The 20133-nt window shown below is 66.7% G+C and carries 23 protein-coding genes and 1 pseudogene; 19 read left to right on the top strand and 5 right to left on the bottom strand.

What is annotated here, in order from left to right; all coding sequences use genetic code 11:
• The first annotated feature begins 22 nt into the window (after positions 1–22).
• The 11 genes from IEY36_RS10845 (at position 23) to IEY36_RS10895 (ending at position 12208) form a co-directional block, all read left to right on the top strand.
• Complete coding sequence (locus IEY36_RS10845; RefSeq protein ID WP_188967091.1) at positions 23–1753, top strand: phage tail tape measure protein; 1731 nt, start codon at positions 23–25, stop codon at positions 1751–1753.
• The gene (locus IEY36_RS10850) at positions 1753–3042 is read left to right on the top strand and encodes a DNA circularization protein (RefSeq protein ID WP_188967092.1); all 1290 of its coding nucleotides are present in this window, start codon (positions 1753–1755) and stop codon (positions 3040–3042) included. Before IEY36_RS10845 ends, IEY36_RS10850 begins: the two co-directional genes overlap by 1 nt.
• On the top strand, positions 3039–4184 hold the full coding sequence (locus IEY36_RS10855) for a phage baseplate assembly protein (protein ID WP_188967093.1): 1146 nt from the start codon (positions 3039–3041) through the stop codon (positions 4182–4184). Before IEY36_RS10850 ends, IEY36_RS10855 begins: the two co-directional genes overlap by 4 nt.
• Entirely contained in the window at positions 4181–4675 is a 495-nt protein-coding gene (locus IEY36_RS10860; protein WP_188967094.1) for a phage baseplate assembly protein, read from the top strand. Before IEY36_RS10855 ends, IEY36_RS10860 begins: the two co-directional genes overlap by 4 nt.
• Complete coding sequence (locus IEY36_RS10865; RefSeq protein WP_188967095.1) at positions 4672–5145, top strand: phage GP46 family protein; 474 nt, start codon at positions 4672–4674, stop codon at positions 5143–5145. Before IEY36_RS10860 ends, IEY36_RS10865 begins: the two co-directional genes overlap by 4 nt.
• Positions 5142–6197, top strand: coding sequence for a baseplate J/gp47 family protein (locus IEY36_RS10870; protein WP_188967096.1), 1056 nt, complete (start codon positions 5142–5144; stop codon positions 6195–6197). The genes IEY36_RS10865 and IEY36_RS10870 overlap by 4 nt, the downstream gene beginning before the upstream one ends.
• Positions 6194–7699, top strand: a complete 1506-nt coding sequence (locus IEY36_RS10875) for a putative phage tail protein (protein WP_188967097.1) — start codon at positions 6194–6196, stop codon at positions 7697–7699. Before IEY36_RS10870 ends, IEY36_RS10875 begins: the two co-directional genes overlap by 4 nt.
• Before the next feature lie 35 nt (positions 7700–7734).
• The gene (locus tag IEY36_RS10880; protein WP_188967098.1) at positions 7735–8517 is read left to right on the top strand and encodes a gp53-like domain-containing protein; all 783 of its coding nucleotides are present in this window, start codon (positions 7735–7737) and stop codon (positions 8515–8517) included.
• Positions 8518–8533: 16 nt separating this feature from the next.
• On the top strand, positions 8534–8908 hold the full coding sequence (locus IEY36_RS10885) for a phage tail assembly chaperone (RefSeq protein WP_188967099.1): 375 nt from the start codon (positions 8534–8536) through the stop codon (positions 8906–8908).
• Positions 8909–8991: 83 nt separating this feature from the next.
• Positions 8992–11457 (top strand): sialate O-acetylesterase, encoded by a 2466-nt coding sequence (locus IEY36_RS10890; RefSeq protein WP_188967100.1) that lies wholly within the window; start codon positions 8992–8994, stop codon positions 11455–11457.
• 10 nt (positions 11458–11467) lie between these two features.
• Entirely contained in the window at positions 11468–12208 is a 741-nt protein-coding gene (locus IEY36_RS10895; protein ID WP_188967101.1) for a LamG domain-containing protein, read from the top strand.
• Here IEY36_RS10895 and IEY36_RS10900 read toward each other — a convergent pair.
• On the bottom strand, positions 12205–12387 hold the full coding sequence (locus IEY36_RS10900) for a hypothetical protein (protein WP_188967102.1): 183 nt from the start codon (positions 12385–12387) through the stop codon (positions 12205–12207). The genes IEY36_RS10895 and IEY36_RS10900 overlap by 4 nt on opposite strands.
• Before the next feature lie 35 nt (positions 12388–12422).
• Between IEY36_RS10900 and IEY36_RS10905 the strand changes: the two genes are divergently transcribed.
• The 6 genes from IEY36_RS10905 to IEY36_RS10930 all read left to right on the top strand — a co-directional run bounded on the left by IEY36_RS10905 (position 12423) and on the right by IEY36_RS10930 (position 15749).
• A complete protein-coding gene (locus IEY36_RS10905) occupies positions 12423–12692 on the top strand; it encodes a DUF6127 family protein (protein ID WP_188967103.1) in 270 nt (89 codons plus the stop codon).
• Between the two features lie 52 nt (positions 12693–12744).
• A complete protein-coding gene (locus IEY36_RS10910; protein ID WP_188967104.1) occupies positions 12745–13089 on the top strand; it encodes a hypothetical protein in 345 nt (114 codons plus the stop codon).
• A complete protein-coding gene (locus IEY36_RS10915) occupies positions 13089–13364 on the top strand; it encodes a DUF6527 family protein (RefSeq protein ID WP_188967105.1) in 276 nt (91 codons plus the stop codon). The genes IEY36_RS10910 and IEY36_RS10915 overlap by 1 nt, the downstream gene beginning before the upstream one ends.
• Positions 13364–13747, top strand: coding sequence for a hypothetical protein (locus tag IEY36_RS10920; RefSeq protein WP_188967106.1), 384 nt, complete (start codon positions 13364–13366; stop codon positions 13745–13747). The genes IEY36_RS10915 and IEY36_RS10920 overlap by 1 nt, the downstream gene beginning before the upstream one ends.
• Positions 13748–13837: 90 nt before the next feature.
• A complete protein-coding gene (locus tag IEY36_RS10925) occupies positions 13838–14596 on the top strand; it encodes a glycoside hydrolase family 19 protein (RefSeq protein WP_229681248.1) in 759 nt (252 codons plus the stop codon).
• Between the two features lie 109 nt (positions 14597–14705).
• On the top strand, positions 14706–15749 hold the full coding sequence (locus IEY36_RS10930) for a tetratricopeptide repeat protein (RefSeq protein ID WP_188967107.1): 1044 nt from the start codon (positions 14706–14708) through the stop codon (positions 15747–15749).
• Positions 15750–15910: 161 nt separating this feature from the next.
• Here the strand turns inward: IEY36_RS10930 and IEY36_RS10935 are convergent, their stop codons facing one another.
• The 3 genes and pseudogenes from IEY36_RS10935 to IEY36_RS10945 all read right to left on the bottom strand — a co-directional run bounded on the left by IEY36_RS10935 (position 15911) and on the right by IEY36_RS10945 (position 17198).
• The gene (locus tag IEY36_RS10935) at positions 15911–16306 is read right to left on the bottom strand and encodes a type II toxin-antitoxin system HicB family antitoxin (RefSeq protein ID WP_188967108.1); all 396 of its coding nucleotides are present in this window, start codon (positions 16304–16306) and stop codon (positions 15911–15913) included.
• A pseudogene (locus IEY36_RS10940) lies at positions 16269–16388 on the bottom strand (type II toxin-antitoxin system HicA family toxin); the annotation flags it as partial. The gene IEY36_RS10935 and the pseudogene IEY36_RS10940, both read right to left, overlap by 38 nt.
• 81 nt (positions 16389–16469) lie before the next feature.
• On the bottom strand, positions 16470–17198 hold the full coding sequence (locus IEY36_RS10945; RefSeq protein WP_188967413.1) for a glycosyltransferase family 61 protein: 729 nt from the start codon (positions 17196–17198) through the stop codon (positions 16470–16472).
• A gap of 899 nt (positions 17199–18097) precedes the next feature.
• Between IEY36_RS10945 and IEY36_RS10950 the strand changes: the two genes are divergently transcribed.
• Together IEY36_RS10950 and IEY36_RS10955 are read left to right on the top strand one after the other, a co-directional pair.
• On the top strand, positions 18098–18370 hold the full coding sequence (locus tag IEY36_RS10950) for a hypothetical protein (protein WP_188967109.1): 273 nt from the start codon (positions 18098–18100) through the stop codon (positions 18368–18370).
• A 217-nt stretch (positions 18371–18587) separates the two neighbouring features.
• On the top strand, positions 18588–19571 hold the full coding sequence (locus tag IEY36_RS10955) for a Bug family tripartite tricarboxylate transporter substrate binding protein (RefSeq protein WP_188967110.1): 984 nt from the start codon (positions 18588–18590) through the stop codon (positions 19569–19571).
• 26 nt (positions 19572–19597) lie between these two features.
• Here IEY36_RS10955 and IEY36_RS31330 read toward each other — a convergent pair whose 3' ends face one another.
• On the bottom strand, positions 19598–20056 hold the full coding sequence (locus IEY36_RS31330; RefSeq protein ID WP_373290320.1) for a helix-turn-helix domain-containing protein: 459 nt from the start codon (positions 20054–20056) through the stop codon (positions 19598–19600).
• Between the last annotated feature and the right edge of the window lie 77 nt (positions 20057–20133).

Raw genomic sequence — 20133 nt, forward strand, 5'->3', positions numbered from 1 at the left:
CCCAACCGCAAGGAACCCACGCATGAGCGGCACCACCAGCCGGCGGTTCGAAGCGGTCATCTCGGTGCTCGACCGCACCGGCGGCCCGCTCGCCGTCATCGCCACGCGCCTGCGTGCTATCGCCGGCATGTCCGGCATGCAGCGGATCAGCGCTTCGGCGCTCGGCGTGCAGCGCAGTTTCGCGGCGCTGGCCGGTTCGGCGGCGCGCTGGGGGGCGATCACGGCCGGCGCGGCAACGGCGGTCGGCATTGGCCTCGTCTCCAGCATGAATGCGGCGGTCGAGGCCGGCGGTGCCCTGGCGGACCTGTCGGGCCGGCTCGGCATGTCGGTCGAGGATATCCAGTCCCTCGGATTCGCCTTCGAGCAGGGCGGGGTGAGCGGCGAGCAGTTCACCGGCGCCATGGAACGGCTCAACCGCGGCATCGCCGATGTCGCGGCCGGCAAGAACCGGGAACTCGCCGGACTGTTCAGCCGCCTCGGGATCAGCGTGCGGGACAGCAACGGGCATGTCCGCTCGGCGGCGGCCATCCTGCCGCAGCTCGCGCAGGCGATGCAGCGCAACGAGAACGGCGCGGTGCGCACCCGCATCGCCATGACCGCCTTCGGTCGCGCCGGCGGCCCGTTGATCGCGGTGCTGGCGCAAGGCACGGCGGCACTGGGCGAGCAGCAGCAGCGCTGGCGGGAACTCAACGGGCAGATCACTGGCAGTAGCGTCGAGGCGCTCGACGCCGTCGGGGATGGCATGAATGAGGTGCATCACAGCCTGCTCGGCGTGCGCGACGCCATCGCCGTGCAACTCGCCCCCGTGCTGGCGCCGCTATTCTCGCAGCTTGCCACCTGGGTCGCCTCCAACCGCGACCTGATTGCCACCAACGTGACGGGCTGGATCGAGGGCGTCGTCGGCTGGCTCCGGCAGATCGACTTCGGCCAGGTGCGCGAGGGCCTGGCGCAGTTCCTCACCGTCGCCGAGCGCGTCTTCAACGCCATCGACGGCTGGCGCGGGGTGATCATTGGCGTCGTCGCCGTCATCACCGGCCCGCTGCTGCTCGCCATCACCACCCTGACCGCGGCACTGCTGACCAACCCCATCGGCGCGGCGGTCGCCGCCATCGCCGCCGCGGCGGCGCTGATCTACCTGCACTGGGACGGCATCGTCGGCTTCTTCCAGGGCATCTGGGAGGGAATCACCGCCGGCTGGGACCGCTTCGTCAATTCCGAGCAGATGCAGGAAACGCAGCGCGTCTTCGCGGCCATCGCCCGCGGCATCATGGCGGTGTGGGAACCGCTCGAGGGCTTCTTCAGCGGCCTATGGTCGGGCATCGCCTCGGCGTTCACCGCCGGCTGGGCGCTGATCGGCCCCATCGTGCGGGCGGTGATCGCGGGGGCGGAGGCGCTGGCCTCCCTCCTGCCGGGCGGCGGCACCAACCCGGCCTTCAGCCCGGAGGCGCAGGCGGAACGCGCGCAGAACTTCGGCGGGCGGGGCGCCCTCGGCGGCTTCTATGACGGTCCGGCGCTCGACCCCGACACCGGCGAGCCGGCCTTCCAGCGCCAGGGCAGCCGGGCGCCGCTCCAGCCGCTGTATCGCCAGCAATCGAGTGGCGGCGCCGCGGCATCCCCGCCACAAGGCGAGGTGCGGCTGCACATGACCTTCGACAACGTGCCGCAGGGTGCGCGCGTCCAGGCTGAAACGCGCGGCACCGGCGTGCAGTCGCCGGAACTCGACGTCGGCTATGCCACCATGGGCGCCATCTGATGTCGGACCTGCTCGGCCGCGCCCAGAGCCTCGCCAGCGGCGTGCTGGCCGCCGGCACCTCCGGCGGCGGCTGGCGCGCCGGCCTGCGCCCGGCCTCCTTCCGTGGCGCCGGCTTCCTGGTGGCCGACCACAACGCCGATGGCGGTCGGCGCGTCGCGGAACATGAATTCCCGCTGCGCGACACCGGCTTCACCGAGGATCTCGGCCGGGCCACGGCGCGCTGGCGCATCACCGGATTCGTCATCGGCGATGATTACTTCACGGCGCGGGACGCGCTGGTCGCTGCCTGCCAGGACAGCGGCGACAAGGGCACGCTGGTCCATCCCTACCTCGGGGAGAAACAGGCGCGGTGCCTAACCATCTCGTACCGCGAGAGCATGAAGGAAGGCCGCGTCTGCACCTTCGACCTCGTCTTCGTCGACGCCGGCGAGGAAGCGAGCCCGACCGAGCGCAACGACACGCTGGGCCAGGTGGTTTCAACCGCCAAGCGCGTGCTGACCCTGGCCAAGACCGCCTATGCCATCGTCACCGCCGCGCGCGGGGACCTGCTGGGCTTCGCGCAGGGCGTGGTGCTGGGCTTCGCCGGGGATCTGGTCTCGGACCTGACGGACGGGCTGCTGGCCCTGCCGCTGTACGAGGTGACCGGCATCATCGATGCCATCGGCGACCTCGCCGCCGACCCCTTCACCGACCCGGTGAGCGCGGCCGATGCGCTGACCGCGCCCTATCTCGCCGTGGTCGATGCGGACCTGCTGCCGGTCGCGGTGCTGGATGATGGCGTGGCCATCGCCAGCCGCAGCGACGCCGAACCGGCCGCCGAACCCTTCCGCGTGTTGGTGACCGCCGCCGGCCTGGCGCAGCCCGCCAGCGCCGATGCGACGGAACAGGCGGCGCTGGCCTCGGCCCATGGCGTGGCGATGGACGCGGCGACGCTGGCGGCGGCGCAGGCGGCCTCGCTCTCGGCCTGGCCGAGCGCCGATGCGGCGCTGACCGCGCGGGATGACCTGCTCGATCTGATCCAGGCGCGCGGGGATGCGGCGGCCGATGCGGGGCAGGACGCGCTGTATGTCGGCTGGCGGGCGCTGGCCGCGGCGGTCCATGCGGACCTGACCGACCGCGCCGCGCAACTGCCGCGCATCGCCGCGTATGCCCTGCCGGGCGTGCTGCCGGCACTGGCGCTTTCGCAGCGGCTGTATGCGGAGGCCGGGCAGGCCGATGCACTGGTGACGCTGAATGCGGTGCCGCACCCGCTGTTCATGCCGGGGCAGGGGAGGATGTTGCGGCCGTGACCGACGCCGTCGAACTCCTCATCGGCGGCAGCATCTATGCCGGCTGGACCGAATTCCGCGTCACCCGTTCCATGGACCGCGCGGCGGGCGACTTCGACCTCACCGTCTCGGAACGCTGGCCCGGCCGCACCGAGGCATGGCGCATCCTGCCCTTCGCCGAGACCGAAATCCGCCTCGGCGGGGACCCGGTGCTGAAGGGCTATGTCGATGTCGTCGAGCCCGAGACCGATGCCAAGACGCACCGCGTGCGCATCCGTGGCCGCAGCAGGACCTGTGACCTGGTGGACTGCACGCCCGAACTGCGCGGCACCGAATTTCGCGGCAGCACGCTGCCCGCCATCGCCCGCGCCCTCGCGCAGCCCTTCGGCATCGATGTGGTGACCGAAGCGCCGGACGGCGCGCCCTTCGGCGTGGAGGCGAAGGAAAAGACCGACACCGCCTGGGCCACCATCGAGCGGCTAGGCCGGCTGCGCGGCGTGATCTGCCATGATGATGAACAGGGTCGCCTCGTGCTGACGCGCGCGGGGGAGCGGCGCGCGGCCGGCAGCCTCGAGCTCGGGCGCAACCTGCTCGCCGCTTCGGCCCGCATCGATGTCTCGAAGCGCTTCAGCCGCTATGTCTCGATGACGCAGCGGCAGACCGGCGCCGCCGTCTCCCGTGATGGCGACGGCGACGCGGAGGATTCGGAGGAAGCCGAACAGCCGAACGCCGGCGTGCAGGTATCCGTCACCGGCGTCGCGACCGACCCGGACGTGCCGCGCTACCGCCCGAAGATCTTTCGCGCCGAAGGGGCCGGGGACACCGCCTTCGCGCAGCAGCGCGCGGTGTGGGCGGCGGCGACGGCACGGGCGAAGTCCCTGCAGGTGGACGCGACCGTGCAGGGCTGGCGCAAGGCCGATGGTGCGCTGTGGCGGCTGAATGAACTGGTGAAAATCCAGGCGGATTGGCTGCGGCTGGATCACGACCTGCTGGTGATCGGCACGGAATTCACCCTGGGGCAGGGCGGCCGCCGCACGAAGCTGGTGCTGACGCCCAAGGAAGCGCTGCTGCCCGAACCGCTGAAGCCGGCCCGCACGGGTCGCGGAGGCGCTCGTGGTTCCTACAACGACATCATCGCCAATTCCGGAAGGCTGCCCTCATGACGCAGATGATCTCGCGCGGCCGGGTGCGCTCCGCACGCGTCCGGGGCGGGCGCGTGCTCGCTGAGGTCGAGATGGCCGATGGCGAGACGCGCACGCGGGTCGAACTGCTACTGCCCATGGGCATGACGGCGGTGCCGGAAGCCGGGGCGGATGTGCTGGTGCTGCAGGTCGGCGGGCCCGACCATTTGGTGGCCCTGCAGGGCGACACGGCTGGGCTGCGCGCCGAAGGCCTTGTCCCCGGCGACATCGTCCAGCGCGACAAGCGCGGCCAGATGGTGGTGATGAACGGGGAGGGAGTGACCATCTCCGGCGCGCTGAAGGTCACCATCGTCAGCGCCGGGGATGTCGAGGTCACCGCGCCGAAGGTCATCGTGACCGGCGACATGGATGTGTCGGGCACGTTGACCCTGACCGGGCCGGGCGTGAACCTCAACACCCACGTCCATGGCGGCGTCGATCCCGGCGGCAGCAACACGGCGGGCCCGTCATGACCGACATCGCCCTCATCTGGAACCCGCTGCTGGCGCGCGCCGACGTCGCCGTCGCCAAGGGCGACCTGGTGGCCGATGCCGGGCTGCGCACCGCCGTGCTGATCAGCCTGTTCTCCGACGCGCTGGCCCGCGCGGATGACGAGATCCCGGATGGTACCGACGACCGCCGCGGCTGGTGGGGCGACATGCCGGTGGAAGGCGTCGCGGCCGACCCGGTCGGCTCCCGCCTGTGGCTGCTCGCTCGGGCGAAGCGCACCGAGGAGACGCGTCGCCGCGCCGAGATCTACGCCCGCGATGCACTGGCCTGGATGCTGACGGATGGCGTCGCCGCGGCGGTTGACGTCACCGCCAGCTGGGCCGGGGACCGGGACGACCAGCTGCACCTGCTCGTCGGCATCGATCGTCGCAGCGGGGGCCGCACGGCGCGCGAGGAATTTTCAGTGCAGTGGAACGCGGAGGCCGCCCGGTGAGCTTCGAACGCCCGACCCTTTCGGCCCTGCGCGTGCAGGCGCGTGCGGACATGGCCGCGCGCCTGACGGGCACGGACGCGGCACTGCGGCGGGCGCTCGCCATGGTGCTGGCTGAAGCCTTCGCGGCCCTGGCGCATCACCAGTATGGCTACCTCGACCACATCGCCCGCCAGGTCATTCCGGACACCGCCGAGGGCGTGTATCTCGACCGCTGGTGCCGCATCGTCGGCCTGGCGCGCAAGCCGGCCACGGCCGCCGGCGGGCTGGTGACGGCAACCGGCACCAACGGCACGGACATCGCCGCTGGCGTCACGCTCACGCGCAGCGATGGCGTGGTTTATGCCGTCGCGGCCCTGGCGACCATCGCCAGCGGCACGGCGGAGCTTTCGGTGCTGGCCGCCACGCCGGGCGCCGATGGCGGCCTGGAGGCCGGCGCCAGCCTGACCTTCGTCACCGCCATCCCGGGCGTCACCGGCACCGCGACGGTCGGCTTGGCTGGCCTGACCGGCGGCGGGCCGGAGGAATCGGACACGGCGTTGCGAGACCGCCTGCGCGCGCGGCTGTCGGCGCCGCCGACGGGTGGGTCGGCCACCGACTATGTCGCCTGGGCGCTGGAGATCACCGGCGTCACGCGCGCCTGGTGCCTGCCGCTCAATCGCGGCCCCGGCACGGTGGACGTCGCTTTCGTGATGGATGACCGTGAGGACATCTTCCCGGAACCCGGCGACGTCGCGATCGTCCAGGCGCATATCGACGCGGTGCGGCCCGTCACCGCCAATTGCGTGGTCTTCTCGCCGACACCGGCGCCGATCAACGTCACCATCACCGGCCTGAACCCCGACAGCGCCGCGGTGCGCGCCGCCATCGCCACAGAACTCGCCGCGCAGATCCGCCGGGATGCGGCGCCGGCCGGCATCATCCATCGCTCGCGCCTGATCGAGGCCATCGCCCGCGCCGCCGGGGAGAGCTGGCACACCATGACCGTGCCATCGGCTGACGTGACGCAGTCGGCCGGCGCGCTGGCCACACTCGGCACGGTGACCTTCGCATGACGATCGCGGGGCTGGGCGAGGACGACTTCCTGGCGGGGTTGCAGGCGCTGTTGCCGCGCGGCGCGGCCTGGCCGCGAGACCCGGAAGCGCTGCTGACGAAGCTGCTGTCTGCCATCGCCGCCGGGCAGGCGCGCCAACACGAACGCACCGCCGATCTTTCCGAGGTCGAGAGCGACCCGGCGCTGACCGATGAAATGCTCGAGGATTGGGAGCGCGCCTACGGCCTGCCGGACCTGTGCAACCCGGCGGTCACGGACAAGGCCGCGCGCCGCAGCGTACTGCTGGCGAAGATCATCGAGGGCCGTACGCCAACCCTGCCCACCATCGCCCAGATCATCGCCGGCTATGGCGTGACGGCCTCGATCACCGAGCACCGCCCGCACACCTGCGAGGACCATTGCGAATACCCGCTCTACGACCAGCCGTGGGCCTTCGCGTGGTCGATCTACTCGCCCATCGGCCAGGGGCTTTCCTATGCCTGCGCGGTGCAGCGCATCGCGCCGGCGCATACGGTGCCGATCTTCGCGCCGTATCGGTGGCTGTGGAGCCTCTTCAACGGCCTGCAGGTTGGCGCCACGCTGCGGCGGCCGGGCAGCGCGCCGTACCACGACTATCGGGGCCAGTTGCAGTCCGCCGCGGCCGATGTCGCGCGCTTCGATTACAACCCGGCGCTGCCCTACAACATAATTCCGAATCCGTGGGCGGATGGCACCGGAGCGCCGACGCCGCCTGACGGTTGGTCGGTCGCCGCTGGTTCGGGCATCACGCCGGTTTACCTGTCCAGCGGGGTGCGGGACGGTATCCCGTACACGCGTTGGCGCCTGCAGGGGACGTCGAGCGGCGGTGGCTTCCCCATCATCCATTTCCAGCCATTCGACAGCGCATCGGCACCAACCGGTACCGACGTTTGCGGCACCATCCACTTCGAGATCGCGCGCCTCGGCGGCACCCACAGCGTGGTCGATTTCCGGCATCGCTGCACCGGGGTCAATGCGGGCGGGACAGTCACCGGCAACTATTCCACCACCATCGCGGACGCGGCGGTGCGGACCTTCGGGAGCGGTCCGTTCGTGCAAGCCCGCAATATGGCCGCCGCTGACATCGTCTTTGCGCGTGCCGGCATCATGTCGGGGAACGCCGCGGGACGGGTATTCGACATCGACATCGACATCGGCTTCCCGACGCTCCGCGTCGGGTCACTGACGCCGCTGACGACCACGGTGCCGATCGCCGACCTGGTCGAGCGGATCAACAACATTCCGCAACATGGCCTGATCGGGCTGCTGGTCGAGCCGGGCGAATCCGAACAGCTGACCTTCGCCATGCCTGACGGCACCTACGACATGCTCGTCAGGGCCGGGACCGTCAACGTCGCCGGCACGTTCTACGAAGCCACTGCCTACGCAGCCGGTGGCTTCGGATTGACCTTCGTGTGGCCCGCGGCTGCGGTCACGGCGGGGGAACGGCACGTCCAAACCTTCAGGCTGACAAAGGTGGCATGATGCAGGGATTCACGCGCGCCAGCGCAGTCGCGGTCATGCCGGCGCCGCCGGCCACGCCGGGGCCGGCTGGCTGGTGCACGGGCGGAGATCCGCAAACGGGCACCCTCCCGACGATTCCGGGGTACGAGTTCTTCAACGGGCTCTGGGCGGAGATCAAGGCGATCCTGACCGCGGCCGGCATCACGCCGAGCGCTTCCGACCTGACCCAAATGCTGCAGGCGCTGAACGCCCTGTTCATCGCCGCCGCCGGCGACACCATGACCGGGCAGCTGACGCTGGTGGGCGACCCGACCGCCGCAAACCACGCCGCGCGCAAGGGTTATGTCGACGCCCGCGTTGCCAAGGCCGGCGACACCATGACCGGGCAGCTGACGCTGGTGGGCGACCCGACCGCCCTCGGCCATGCTGCACAGAAGTCCTATGTCGACGGTCAGGTCGCGACGCGCGCCACTTATACCTATGTCGACGGTCAGGTCGCGACGCGCGCCACCTGGGCCTATGTCGACGGTACGAATGCCCTGACGGGCGTAGGTTACAAGATCTTCCCGGGCGGGCTGATCATTCAATGGGGCTTCGTCGGGGCTGCCACGCGGTCAATCTCAGCCTCGGCCAGCGTCGTATTTCCCCTGACCTTCCCGGCCGCCTGCTTCGCCGTGATCCCGACTATCGAAGGATTTGACAGCGCGGGACTGCTGGATATGGCGGCGGGGACCGGGCCGCTGAGCGCGGGCGGCGTCGATCTTTACGCGGGATCGACCCTCACCGAGGGCAGTGAGGTCCGGACCTTTGGCTGGCGCTGGATTGCCCTCGGTGTCTGAGCAGCAGGAACCCACCATGTACGCGACGATCAATGCGGCAGGCCGGGCGACCGGCTTCTACGATCCGCAGCTGCACGCCACCATCCCTGCCGAGGCGATCGAGATCTCCGTCGAGACCTGGTCCGCCTGGATCGCCGACACCGAGCGGCAGCGCTGGGACGGGACGGCGCTAGTGGCGTGCGACCCGCCGGCCGCACCGCCGCTGACCGCCGACCAGCAGCGGGCGCGCCGCAATGCCAGGCTCGCCGCCTGTGACTGGACGCAGGGGGCCGATGCGCCGCTGACGACCGAGGCGCGCGCGGCCTGGGCCGCCTATCGCGCCGCCTTGCGTGACGTGCCTGAACAGCCTGGCTTCCCGGCCGAGGTGACCTGGCCAAACGCCCCGGGCTGACCGCCCGCCGAACCTCTCTCCTTCCTTCGCGACGCGCCGCTCTGGCCGCGTGGCCGCCTTATGTGAGGCGGCTGCGCTGCGCTGTGCCTGTGCGCCTCGTCCATCCGCATCAATACCGTTCCAAGGATCGCATCATGGTTCTTCGCTATGCGGACCGGGTGAGGCACGCCACGCTCAGTGTCGGCACCGGGCAGCTTGTGCTTGGCCAGTCTCCGGCTGGCTATCAGACCCTTGATGATGCCGGCATCGCCATAGGCGACACGACGGACATCAGTATTGAGGACCCGCTCACCGGCGCCTGGGAGGTGACCCGGGCGACGCGTGTCGGCGTTGACCAGGTCGCCCGCGGCGACCTGCAGGATAGCAGCACGGGCGGCCGCATCTCCTTCGGGGCTGGCGTCAAATGGGTCACTATCGTGCTGCCGGCGGCGAAGATCACCGAGGGCAAGGACGCGGCTGAGGCGGCGGCGAGCGCGGCGCAGGCGTCAGAGGTGGCGGCTGCTGCGGCGGAAGCCGCGGCGGTGCCGGCTGCTTCGACGGCGCTGACCGCGGCGCAGGATGCCAACGCCGCCGCCGATCGCGCGATCGCCACGGCGGACAGCATCCGGGGTGACCCTACCGAACAGACCATTGCGCTGGCCGTCGTCGATGACACGGGCAATACGGCCCTGGAACTCACTGGCGACGCGAAGGAATTTCGGGTCGCCGGCGCGGCGCTGCGCAGGAATGACGACGCCTCCGTCGAATTGCTCCGCCATGATGGCGTGGGCTTCTCGGTCAAGCTGACGGGCGATGGCGTGCAGGTTGCTGACCAGGAGCACGTCGCGGCACCACCGGGTATCCAATGGGCCGTTGCCGATGGCGACGGCTTTGCAGGCATGGCGCTGCTGACGGACGGAACAGCACAGATCGCCGGACTGCGGATTGGCCCGACAGATGCCGGCGGCGTCGAGCTGCGCACGCCTGCGGGCGACCTGTTCTACAACGCCGGCGACGGTATCGGCGGTCTGACCTTCTCGACCATGGCGCGCGACGATGTTGCTGTGGCGTGGGTGGATGCCGAAGGCTTTATCGGCTTCGCTCTGCGGCCCGATGGCACCGCGATCGGCACGGGCTTGGGTGGCGGCAGTACTGACCCAGGGGCCGGCGGCGCGTACAGCGACACGGAAATTCAGGCCCGCAATGCCGCGAACCTTGCTCGCGCCGCACAGGTGGCGCGCAACACGAACTTCACCGGCCAGCGCCCGACCGCCACCTACAACCATTTCATCTCCTATGGCCAAAGCCTCAGCATCGGCCAGGAGGGATGGCCTGCGTTGACCGTCACGGCACCCTTTGCCGGCGTGCTCTCACATGGCCTCAGCATCCGCTCCAACGGCTCGGCCGGGACCTCTGTCTGGACCCCATACGGATCGGATGCCTTCTCTCCGCTGGTCGCAACGGTCACCAACCTGCTGAACAGCGCGATATTGACGCCTGTCGAGCAGGCGGCGTTGACGCCGGGTTCCGGTGAGGCAGGCGAGACACCGCTGGAAGCAGCGCTGATCTCGCTGCGCCGAGCCTGGAACAATGCCCGCGCGGTCGAGGATGACCCGGACCGGCTGTTCGTCGCCTCAGCGACCGGCAGCGGCGGCAAGTCCCTCGCCGAGCTGAGCAAGCCTTCGGCCTGGCATTCCCGCATCGTCGACTGCGCGGCGAAGGTCCGGGCCAAGGCTCTGGCGCTGGGCGGCACCTATTGCATTCCGGCAGTAATCTGGCTGCAAGGCGAGCAGGACTATGCCGACGGCACCACGAAGGAAGGGTACAAGGCTGGGCTCAAGCAGATCATCGCCGATCTGCGGGCCGACATGCAGGTGGGGGTGGCCGGGCAGGACAAGCCCTTCATCTTCATGACCTATCAGACCGGCGGGTCCTATTCGAACGATGCGCTCAACCTGGCGGTGGGCATGGCGCAATTCGAACTGATGCTGGAGGAGCCTGACTTCTTCCTCGCCGCGCCCGTCTATGCGGTCACGGACAAGGGCGGCCACCTGGACCCGAACGGTTACCGCTGGGACGGCGAGTATTTCGGCCAGGCGCTTGGGAAGATCTTGGTGCAGGGCCAAGGCTGGCGTCCATTGCACCCTACCAGCCTGACGAAGCGCGGCCGCGAAGTGCTGATCGACTTCCATGTGCCCGAACCGCCGCTGGTGTGGGGCATGCCGTTCGTGACGACGACGGCGACTGACTATCCCACCAAGGGTTTTGTTGTTCGTGACAACAGCGGCGACAACGCGATCACGGCGGTCGAAATCGTCGCTGACACCATGGTCAGGATCACCCTCGCGCGTGATCCGGTCGGGACGGCGCATCTTCGCTATGCGGGCAAGGCGACCTTCAACGGTAACGGCTGTCTGCGCGACTCCAACCCGGCGCGATCCTTCTTCACCTACGAATATTCGGCGGGCACCGGGCAGTACGCCGCCGCGGACATTCCGGCGCTTGTTGGCCAGCCATACCCGCTCGCCAACTGGTGCCTCGCCTTCGACCTCCCCGTTATCGACAGCTGAGGAGCCGTACATGGCCACCATCATTCGTGTCTCCGGTGCCGACTTTGCTGCCAATCCGGTGGGGTTCATGCCGCCCGTCTCCGATGCCTTGCAGTCGTGGCACTACCTGGGCGGAAGCCTTGCGCAGAGCGCGCGCAACCTGGCGCCGGGCGGCGCCGACGCGCTGGTTTCCGGGGCTCCTGTCGTCAATGCGGCATTCCTCACCTGCGATCTCTCGGGCTACCTGCAGACCTCCGTGCCGGACAATGGCGACTGCACGCTGTTGGCGGCGGTGAAAATGCCTGCGGACTTTTCGTTCGGCAGTGCCTCCGCCTGGTGCATCAGCGGGTATGGCGGTGGCCTGACGGGACCGGCGCTGTTCTACGGCGCTTCGGGTGCGTCGCCAGGTGCGCGCATGGGTGCGATCGGCGCCTATTCGGTGGCGGGGGTGTCCACTTTCAAGCAGGCCCTGTCGCCAGGTGTCGCCGATGGCACGACGTGGCGCTTCTTCACGGCAACGCACAAGGGCGGCGTTGGGCTGACCGTTTCCAACATCACCAACGGCACGTCCGGCACCACGGCGCAGACCGAAGCCGTGTACCCGAACCCGTCGCGCACCTTCCGCATCGGCGCCGGCTACCTGGGCACGGCCGTCCCGCTCGATCTGTCGTTCGCGGCCATCTACAGCCGCGCGCTGTCCGGGGAAGAGCAGACGTCCGTCTATGACGCCGTGAAGGCGTACATGGCTCGCCGGCATTCCATCTCGATCTAGGCGTGGGGCCCGTCATCCGCGAACGCCGAAGCGGAAGCGGTGACGACCACCTGCCCGGGCTGCTGCTGCCGCTGGAACTTCCTGATGACCACGCAAGAATCGCGCGCATGCGCGCCGGAGGGGGCGAGATGGACGATTGCGAGCATTTGGCGGCGGCGCTGCGTCTCGATCTGCGGCATGCGTCGTAGCAGTGCCAGCGCAGGATGGGCGGGCAATGCATGATCGCAAGCAGTTGGTCATGGAGGCGCAGGAGTTGCGCGCCATGCTGGACCAGGCGGCGGAGGACGGCGCAAAGCGCGCGCTTGCCGCAATCGGGCTGCATGATTCCGAAGCCGCGAATGACGTGCGCGACCTGCGTCAGGTGATGGCTGATTGGCGCGCCGTGAAGCGCACGATGTTCACCTCCATCGCCAACACCATGGTGCTCGGCCTGATGGCCCTGATCGGCTTCGGGGTGCTCTGGCATCTACGCAAGGGGCCGTAACGGCCCGCTGAACCCCGCCGGCGGCGTCGGCATTCAACACCGGAGATCCATCATGGACATCTCGCCCATCGCCAATGCGGCGGTGACGGCGGCTGCTGGCGTGTTCACCGCGCTGGTCGGCCTGCTCATTGCCCGGTTGCCGCTGCTGGTGACCTGGGCGCGCGTCTACATCGACGGCAGCGACGCCACGCGCCTGCGCTTTGCCATCGGCAATGCCGCCGAGGCCGCGATGGTGGCGATCGAGGCGGGCACGCAGCAGGACCAGGCGATCGCCGACATGGTCGACTATTGCCGTCGGAACCTGCCGAAGGCGCTGGCGCGCCTCGATGTCCCCGAGGCGACGCTGGAAGCCATGTGCGGCGGCCACCTGGCGCGGGTGATGGCGGGGAGGGGGTGATGTCCCCTCTAGTCTTTCACGCTGGCAACCCTGACGAAATTGAGCGCGGTGAGTTCGCCTACCGCCGGCGTGACGACGGCAGCATCAAGTGGGTGGTGTTTTGGCCGCTCGATTGCGGCTGCCCGATCTCCATACCTATCGCGCCGCAGCGGCCGGCCAATGGCGCGACGTGGGCGTTCTCCGGGACGGATGCGGCGCCAACGCTGAGCCCGTCCGTCAACGCGGTGGGTATCTGGCATGGATGGCTGCGCGATGGCGTGGCGACGCAGTGCTGATGCCCGCCTTCCTCCTCTCCCCCGTCGCCCGCTGGCTCGCCCTCGGCGGCGCCCTGCTGGTGCTGGGCGCCGCCTGGCGGGTCGAGGCCGCGCGGCGCGAGGCGGCCGAGCTGCGCGCCGTCGCGGCCGAAGCCGCCGTCGTCGGCCGCGACAGGGCCATCCAGGCGCTCGAGGCCTCGGCCGCCGAGACCGCCGCCCGCGTCGCCCGATTCCAACCCATTCGGAGGGCCGTCGATGCCGCGCCGTCGAGCCGCGCCTGTGCTGATGCTCCTGCCATTCGCGCCGCTCTGGACGGGCTGCGCGTCCAGGGCGCCGCCGGTGGTGGTGCCGCCGACGCTGCTGGTCTGTCGGCCTCAGCCACCGGTGCCCGAGGCCACCGATGATCCGACGCTGGCGGGGTGGATTCTGGATTCGGTCGAGGCCGGCGAGGACTGCCGGTCGCGGCTTTCGCACGTCAGGGAGATCGTGACGCCATGAGTGCCATCGCGAGCTGGTTTGCCAAACTGTTCGCCCGGCCGCCTGGTGCGGTGGTGGCGGAGGGGCCGATGTCGCAAGTCCCTGCATCCATGGATGCAGCAAGACAGGACATCCCCGTGCTCGCGGCTGGCGAACCGAACTGGCTGGCCATCCTGCGCGCCGCCGGCTTTACGCAGCCCGATATGTGGGCGCAGCACATCGCCGGCCCGGCCAGGCGGTGGGAGATCACGGCCGGCCGGCGCGCCGCTGCCTTCGCGGCGACGATCGGGCATGAATCGGATGGCGGAGCGCGGTTGGTGGAGAACTTGAACTATTCCGCGGCCGGGCTGCGCCAGACCTGGCCGGCGCGGTTCTCCGCGGCTGATGCGGAGCGGATGGGACGCGGGTCGGACCATTCGGCCGACCAGCGCGCGATCGCCGAGCGCGCCTATGGCGGCCGGATGGGGAACGGCGTGGAGGGCAGCGGCGATGGATGGTCCTATCGCGGCAGGGGCCTGATCCAGATCACCGGCCGGGACGCCTACCGCCTCGCCACGGATGCCTGCGGCCTGCCGCTGGTGCAGCACCCCGACCTGGCCGCGCAGCCGAACTGCGCGGCGGCCGTCGCCTGCTGGGCCTGGGCATCGTGGAAGGGTTGCAACGCGCTCGCCGATGCCGGGGATATCGAGGGGTGGCGGCGGGCGATCAATGGCGGGCTGAACGGGCTGGAGGATGTCCGGCGCCGGTATGCGGCGGCGCTGCGGGTGGTGGGGTAGGCAGTGCGGCCAGGTTGGTTTTGGGAGACGTGGCAGCCTAGATCGCGCTCAGTTGTAGTTATAGAGTACACTCAACTCGACATGCTCCATGCGTCACACGGAGAAGCTGATGGACTTGCCGAAGGCCGATTTATTGATAAGTACGCCGAGGATTGAGGTGCTCCACCAGCCCGGTGAAGGCGATCAGCTTCTCTTGATGTTCGGCGGACTAGGGTCCAGAGCGAATGGAGTGACTTTCGTCGGTCATAGGCTCGCAACGAAGCTTAACATGCCGGCTATTGGCTTTATGCCGAAGCATGGCAACTGGTACCCCAAGGAAGATATCGAGCTGATCCGCCCGAGCATCGAGCCTTTGCTGTCCAAATACAAAACCCGTCTGGCCTACGGCTTCAGCATGGGTGGCTACGGAGCCATCAAACACAGCCGGGCGCTGGGCGCGACCCATGTGCTCGCCATGTCGCCGCAATGGTCGATCGATCCCGAGGTGGCGCCGTGGGAGCGTCGATATCTGCATTTCATCGACAAATGCTCCGAAAATATGGAAATTGTTGATGATGATTGTGGTGGTGAAATCTACGTTATATTCGACAACATGAACAAAGATCGATTTCATGCGGAGAAAATTTCGTCGGCCGCTGCAGTTAATTCTATTCAAGCGCCTCTGACTGGCCACGATACGTGGAAGCTGTTTCTGTCGTCGGCCACCATGCGGGCGCTGTTCGATGCTGTATTCAATGGTGATAAGCTGCGCATGTTTCAAATCGTACGCGAACGAAGGCGGCTTCTTCCAGACATCCAAACTCGCGTTCTTTGGGCGCGCGCCCTCAAGCACTTCCGCGTGAAGCGCTATGCCGAGGCGGAGCGCGTGGCACGCCAGGCAGACGCCGCACCAAACCGCGTCCCTGGCGCGGCTTGGTTGCTGGGGGCGATTCTTCTTGAAACGAAGCGCCCATCCGAAGCTGAAGTGGTGTTGAGGGCCGAGATGCGGCGATTTCCGTCGATCAGATGGCTGGGTGGGTACCTGGTTCGAGCCATCGAGATGCAAGGTCACTATAGTGAGGCGATGGCAGTGCTTGAGCCTCAATTGGCCTCGCAGCCACATCGGGTGGATCTGCAGAAGGCGGCCCAGCGCATTGCCGCGAAACTGGCTTAGCGGTTCGATAGGGCGGGGCCGTCCGCTACCGAGTTGTCGGATGCGCGCATGGGATTTCTGTGCAGCCTGCCGGCCTGGGGCATCGCCGGGCAGGGCGGACGCGGCGGTCTGGAGAGGTCAGCGGCCGGCGCATTTTGCGTTACAGGGTCGCTGACGGCTGCTCAGGCGGCTTCCATCATCCGCTTCGTGGCGGCCAGGATCAGCCCCGACCGCGTGAGCCCATGCTGTTCCGCGTAGCTGTCCATGAGGCGGAGGGCATCCTCGGGAAGGGTGATGTTGACCCGGATCGCCTTCGCCGCCCGTGTGGGGCCAGGCACCAGCACGGCGACGGCGTCGCGGTTCTCCCGATCCCGCATGATGTCGGTCAAGGAGCTCGGCTCCGGCACGGCCTCGCCATCCTCCACCATGCCTTCGATATGCAGGGCGAGGGCTTCGGCCGCCATGGCCCGGGCCTCATCGAGGGTCGTTCCAGCGGTCACGCACCCCGGAAAGTCCGGGACGGAGACGCCGAAATCGCTGTCAGCGTCCTTGTGGATCAGGGCGATATAATCGGCCATCTCTCAACCTCAACTTCAATCCGGCTTGCTTTTCGATGCTCCGCAGCGTGCCGACCGGAAGGTCACGCTTCGGGTGGGGGACAGTGACGCGGCCCGCCGCATTCCAGACCTCCTGACGGTCTCTGCCGTATGATTCTCATCACTGGAAAGGATGCATCTTATCCTAGGCGCTCTCTGCATTGAGAAAATCTCGAACATCAGCGCGCGAGACAAATGCCAAGTTTGAACGATATCCATTGTCTTCAATTATCCGCAGATTCCCTGGAAAGATTCGCTGGTCGATATTTTTTGTGTTAGAAATCAATTTATAGTTGTTATGTACATCATTCTCTCTACGAGTTCGCGGGATAATCAAGAGCCGACAAGTCGGATTTTTGACAAAAATAACAGTATGGAACGCAGATCCTTCTAGCCCAGCAACAACCGAAGCATTTGCGAAAATTTTAACCTGATCGACTAGGCTAAGTGTTTCTGGATGAATAACGATCCAGCCATCCTTAATAATTTCATCCTCAAGGTCGGATTCATCGACAATGCGCCCGGCTACATCAGGGAGCTTGGATCGCGACAGCCAGATACGGGCGCCAACTTCACTTCCGGATGGGATTTTCCCCAAAAAATCTGCATGCTGCGGGTGGAATAGGCTCGAAATTACAAATCCCGGCTCTGGAATAATCAAATTCTTGATCCGCAAAGGGCGATCGACTATTTGCACGCGCCGCTCGTCAAATCCAGCTAAACTAAAACAGTGACGCTGCATTCGCGATAAATGAGGGCGGTGGCTATGAAATAATACTTTGTCGTTACAATACTCACTATCAGTCACCCAAGCTCTTGCCAGAGATTCTAAAATAAAATGCCCGTAATGCCCAGAAAGAAATCCTCCATATATTGCACTGTCTTCATTAAATGTTTCACTTCATGATTCTATAGAGTATGGCTCTATATCATAAGAAGAGTGCAATTTTAATGTTCCATAATTTCTTTCCAATCGCGCTTCTTGTATTGGGCAAAATTGAGCATCAAGTACGGGTAATGCGAGATGAATTTGGCGGCCATATTTCGGCAGTGATTTTGCTGGAAATATAAGCGCATCACACGCTTTGGTCGTCGTTAATCTTTCCGGCATTCTCATATCGATGGCAACCCTTTTCGTTGATGGCACAATTTACCCAGCATGATCGGCCGGCCCGGCCCATTGGCCCGGGCCCTATCAGTGATCCGACAGATTCTTTCAATCCGACATTCCCCTGATGGCCAGCCGATACGGCCATCGGGCGGGAGCGTATCGGCGATCCGGCGGCTCTGGCAACGGTGACGGCGCCCGGATGGCGCGCGCGTCGGGTCTGACCGGTCGGTGGTCGCCGTGGTGGCGGAAATTGTGCCCTGTCGGTCGCGATCTGGGCGCAGTTCTCCCGCCGCCAGCCAGCGCGACCGATACCGCCAGCGATGCTCAACATCGGGCCGGCGGTGGTGATGGACGCAGCGCGGTTTGGCACTGCTGCCAGAAAGCCTAAGGAATCCGTAGAGGGCGGATTAGCGGAGCTGCTGCCTAACTCATTGATATAATGGGCAGCTATGAGGCTTTGCAGACCCTTGCCTGACCACTCGGCCACAGGACCAACGTACTGAATACGCACCCCGCCGCCAGCATTCCGGGCTTACGTTCGTGAGCATGGGGACGCTTACGTGCGGCTCAAAGTGAGGTCGATGCGAATCTCTAACTGTTGAAGACCGAACCAGATATTCAACGCCTAGGATCGCTCCCTGACGCTTTTGGGAGAATTCTTTATGCCCGATGGGGTGGATACAGCCCACGAGTCGCCCGTCGGACCGCCGCGGGGGCGGCGCCTGATCGACAAGTTGATCGTTCCTTTTCATTCGGCCTGCGATCAGGGCGACCTGGAGGTGGCAGAGAGATTGTTGCGCGTCGTGGAACTGATGTTGCTGCGGCGACCGCCCGCCGGCTCGCCTGACATGGATAGGCGCAAGAATCAGGATATCTTCGTCGCCGCCCATGAGCGGCTTTGGGAACTGCGCCATCGCGTGGCGGAGAGGGTGTGATTCGCTGCCACTTGGTCCCAGCCTGAGGCGGAGGGGTGATCAATGGCGGGCTGAACGGGCTGGAGGATGTGCGGCGGCGGTACGCGGCCGCGCTAAGGGTGGCGGGGTAGGCTCGCTATCCGGGGGCTGTCGGTTGACAGCATCCACCTCGTAGAGCCCTCCTGCCGACATGAAAGCCGCGCAAGGCGGCGCCAAAAATATGTCGGAAGGAAATGCCTTGATCAATCGTCGAGCTCTGCTGAGCGCACTTGGCGCCATGCCTTTGTTGCCCGCGCTACCCGTACTGGCGCAGCCAGCCTCGGCGTGGCGGCCCGACCGGCCGGTGCGATTCATCGTAGGCTTCGCGGCTGGGGGCAGCACCGATACCTCGGCGCGGCTTGTCGCGAACGCGATCGGCGGCCCGCTTGGCCAGCCGGTGGTCGTTGAGAACCGCGTCGGCGGCGCCGGCAATATCGGGTCGGAGTTTGTCGCCCGCAGCGCGCCGGATGGGTTGACCTATGTCGTCGCTTCGGTCGGCACCCATGCGACCAATCAGTTTCTCTACAAGTCGCTGCCCTTCCATGTGGCGAATGACTTCACGCCCGTGTCGCTGGTGTTGATCAGCGCCGCGGTGGTGGTGGTGAAACCGTCCCTGCCGGTGCGCGACGTGGCCGAGCTGATCGCCTATGCGCGTGCCAATCCGGGCAAGCTGAACATGGGCACCAGCGGCGTGGGCGGCACCCAGCATTTCGCCGGCGCACTGTTCGAGGAGAAGGCGGGCGTGACCTTCACCCACATCCCCTATCGAGGCGGCGCGCCGGCGATGGCGGATCTGGTGGCCGGGCGACTCGACCTAGTGTTCTCGCCGCTGGCCGAGACCATGTCCTTCATCCAGAGTGGCCAGGTGCGCGCCCTTGGTGTCACCAGAATGCAGCGCATGCCGGCACTGCCTGACATCCCGCCCATCGCCGACGCGGTGCCGGGCTATGAGTTCAATTCCTGGATCGGCATCTTCGGCCCGGCGCGGCTGCCAGTGCCCATCGTCCGCAGCATGTCCGAGGTCATCACCGCTGGCGTCCGCTCGCCAGAGGTGAGCCGGCGCATGACGGACCTCGGCTATCTGCCAATGGGTGGCGGGCCGGAGGAGATGGCGGAAGTGCAGCGCCGCGACCTCGCCACCATGGAGCAATTGGTGCGCGTGACCGGCGCCAGCGCGGACTGATCAGCCCTCAGGCGGCGCGGGAGGTTCTAGCGCAGAATCTGACGAGGCGACGTCTGTGCGGATGGTGAATGGGCTCGAGGATGCGCGGCAGCGTTATGCGGCGGCGCTGCGGGTGGCCGGGTAGTCGCAAGCATTCTGGCCATTCCAGCAATAAGCCGAAGGCTCTCCGGCTCCAAGGTCTCTAAGATTTTAAAGAATCCCTGTGTTTTGCGCCCCACCCGACGGTCCGGCCTGGCCGCTTCTGGAGTTTCGAAAAACCAATCCACAGGGCGCCCAAGTGCCTGAGCGAACAGCCACAGCTGTCCAATATGAATACGGTTATGGCCGAGCTCAAACTTGCTCAGTTGCTGCGATGTTATTCCAGCGCAGGCAGCAAGCGAGGCTGCGGTCATTTGAACTTCGAGCCGGGCTTGCCTGACACGTTGCCCAACAAGCGTGTCCATAGGATCAGCGATCAAGGAATCGAGCATACCCCGAGAATGCATATTAATCGCGTAATTTTCAACCTAGAGTTTTGTGGGCAGAACACGCTCTGCATCGATCGATGCGAAGCGCACTCTTT

Origin of the sequence: Neoroseomonas lacus (assembly GCF_014644535.1) — a bacterium.
GTDB classification, from domain to species: Bacteria; Pseudomonadota; Alphaproteobacteria; order Acetobacterales; family Acetobacteraceae; genus Neoroseomonas; species Neoroseomonas lacus.

Coding starts and splice junctions, on each gene's coding strand:
- IEY36_RS10880 (WP_188967098.1), top strand. CDS start 7,735: ATGCCGGCGCCGCCGGCCACGCCGGGGCCGGCTGGCTGGTGCACGGGC.
- IEY36_RS31330 (WP_373290320.1), bottom strand. CDS start 20,056: ATGCATTCTCGGGGTATGCTCGATTCCTTGATCGCTGATCCTATGGAC.
- IEY36_RS10900 (WP_188967102.1), bottom strand. CDS start 12,387: ATGCCGCAGATCGAGACGCAGCGCCGCCGCCAAATGCTCGCAATCGTC.
- IEY36_RS10845 (WP_188967091.1), top strand. CDS start 23: ATGAGCGGCACCACCAGCCGGCGGTTCGAAGCGGTCATCTCGGTGCTC.
- IEY36_RS10950 (WP_188967109.1), top strand. CDS start 18,098: ATGCCCGATGGGGTGGATACAGCCCACGAGTCGCCCGTCGGACCGCCG.
- IEY36_RS10895 (WP_188967101.1), top strand. CDS start 11,468: ATGGCCACCATCATTCGTGTCTCCGGTGCCGACTTTGCTGCCAATCCG.
- IEY36_RS10860 (WP_188967094.1), top strand. CDS start 4,181: ATGACGCAGATGATCTCGCGCGGCCGGGTGCGCTCCGCACGCGTCCGG.
- IEY36_RS10925 (WP_229681248.1), top strand. CDS start 13,838: ATGAGTGCCATCGCGAGCTGGTTTGCCAAACTGTTCGCCCGGCCGCCT.
- IEY36_RS10875 (WP_188967097.1), top strand. CDS start 6,194: ATGACGATCGCGGGGCTGGGCGAGGACGACTTCCTGGCGGGGTTGCAG.
- IEY36_RS10850 (WP_188967092.1), top strand. CDS start 1,753: ATGTCGGACCTGCTCGGCCGCGCCCAGAGCCTCGCCAGCGGCGTGCTG.
- IEY36_RS10930 (WP_188967107.1), top strand. CDS start 14,706: ATGGACTTGCCGAAGGCCGATTTATTGATAAGTACGCCGAGGATTGAG.
- IEY36_RS10885 (WP_188967099.1), top strand. CDS start 8,534: ATGTACGCGACGATCAATGCGGCAGGCCGGGCGACCGGCTTCTACGAT.
- IEY36_RS10915 (WP_188967105.1), top strand. CDS start 13,089: ATGTCCCCTCTAGTCTTTCACGCTGGCAACCCTGACGAAATTGAGCGC.
- IEY36_RS10935 (WP_188967108.1), bottom strand. CDS start 16,306: ATGGCCGATTATATCGCCCTGATCCACAAGGACGCTGACAGCGATTTC.
- IEY36_RS10920 (WP_188967106.1), top strand. CDS start 13,364: ATGCCCGCCTTCCTCCTCTCCCCCGTCGCCCGCTGGCTCGCCCTCGGC.
- IEY36_RS10910 (WP_188967104.1), top strand. CDS start 12,745: ATGGACATCTCGCCCATCGCCAATGCGGCGGTGACGGCGGCTGCTGGC.
- IEY36_RS10865 (WP_188967095.1), top strand. CDS start 4,672: ATGACCGACATCGCCCTCATCTGGAACCCGCTGCTGGCGCGCGCCGAC.
- IEY36_RS10905 (WP_188967103.1), top strand. CDS start 12,423: ATGCATGATCGCAAGCAGTTGGTCATGGAGGCGCAGGAGTTGCGCGCC.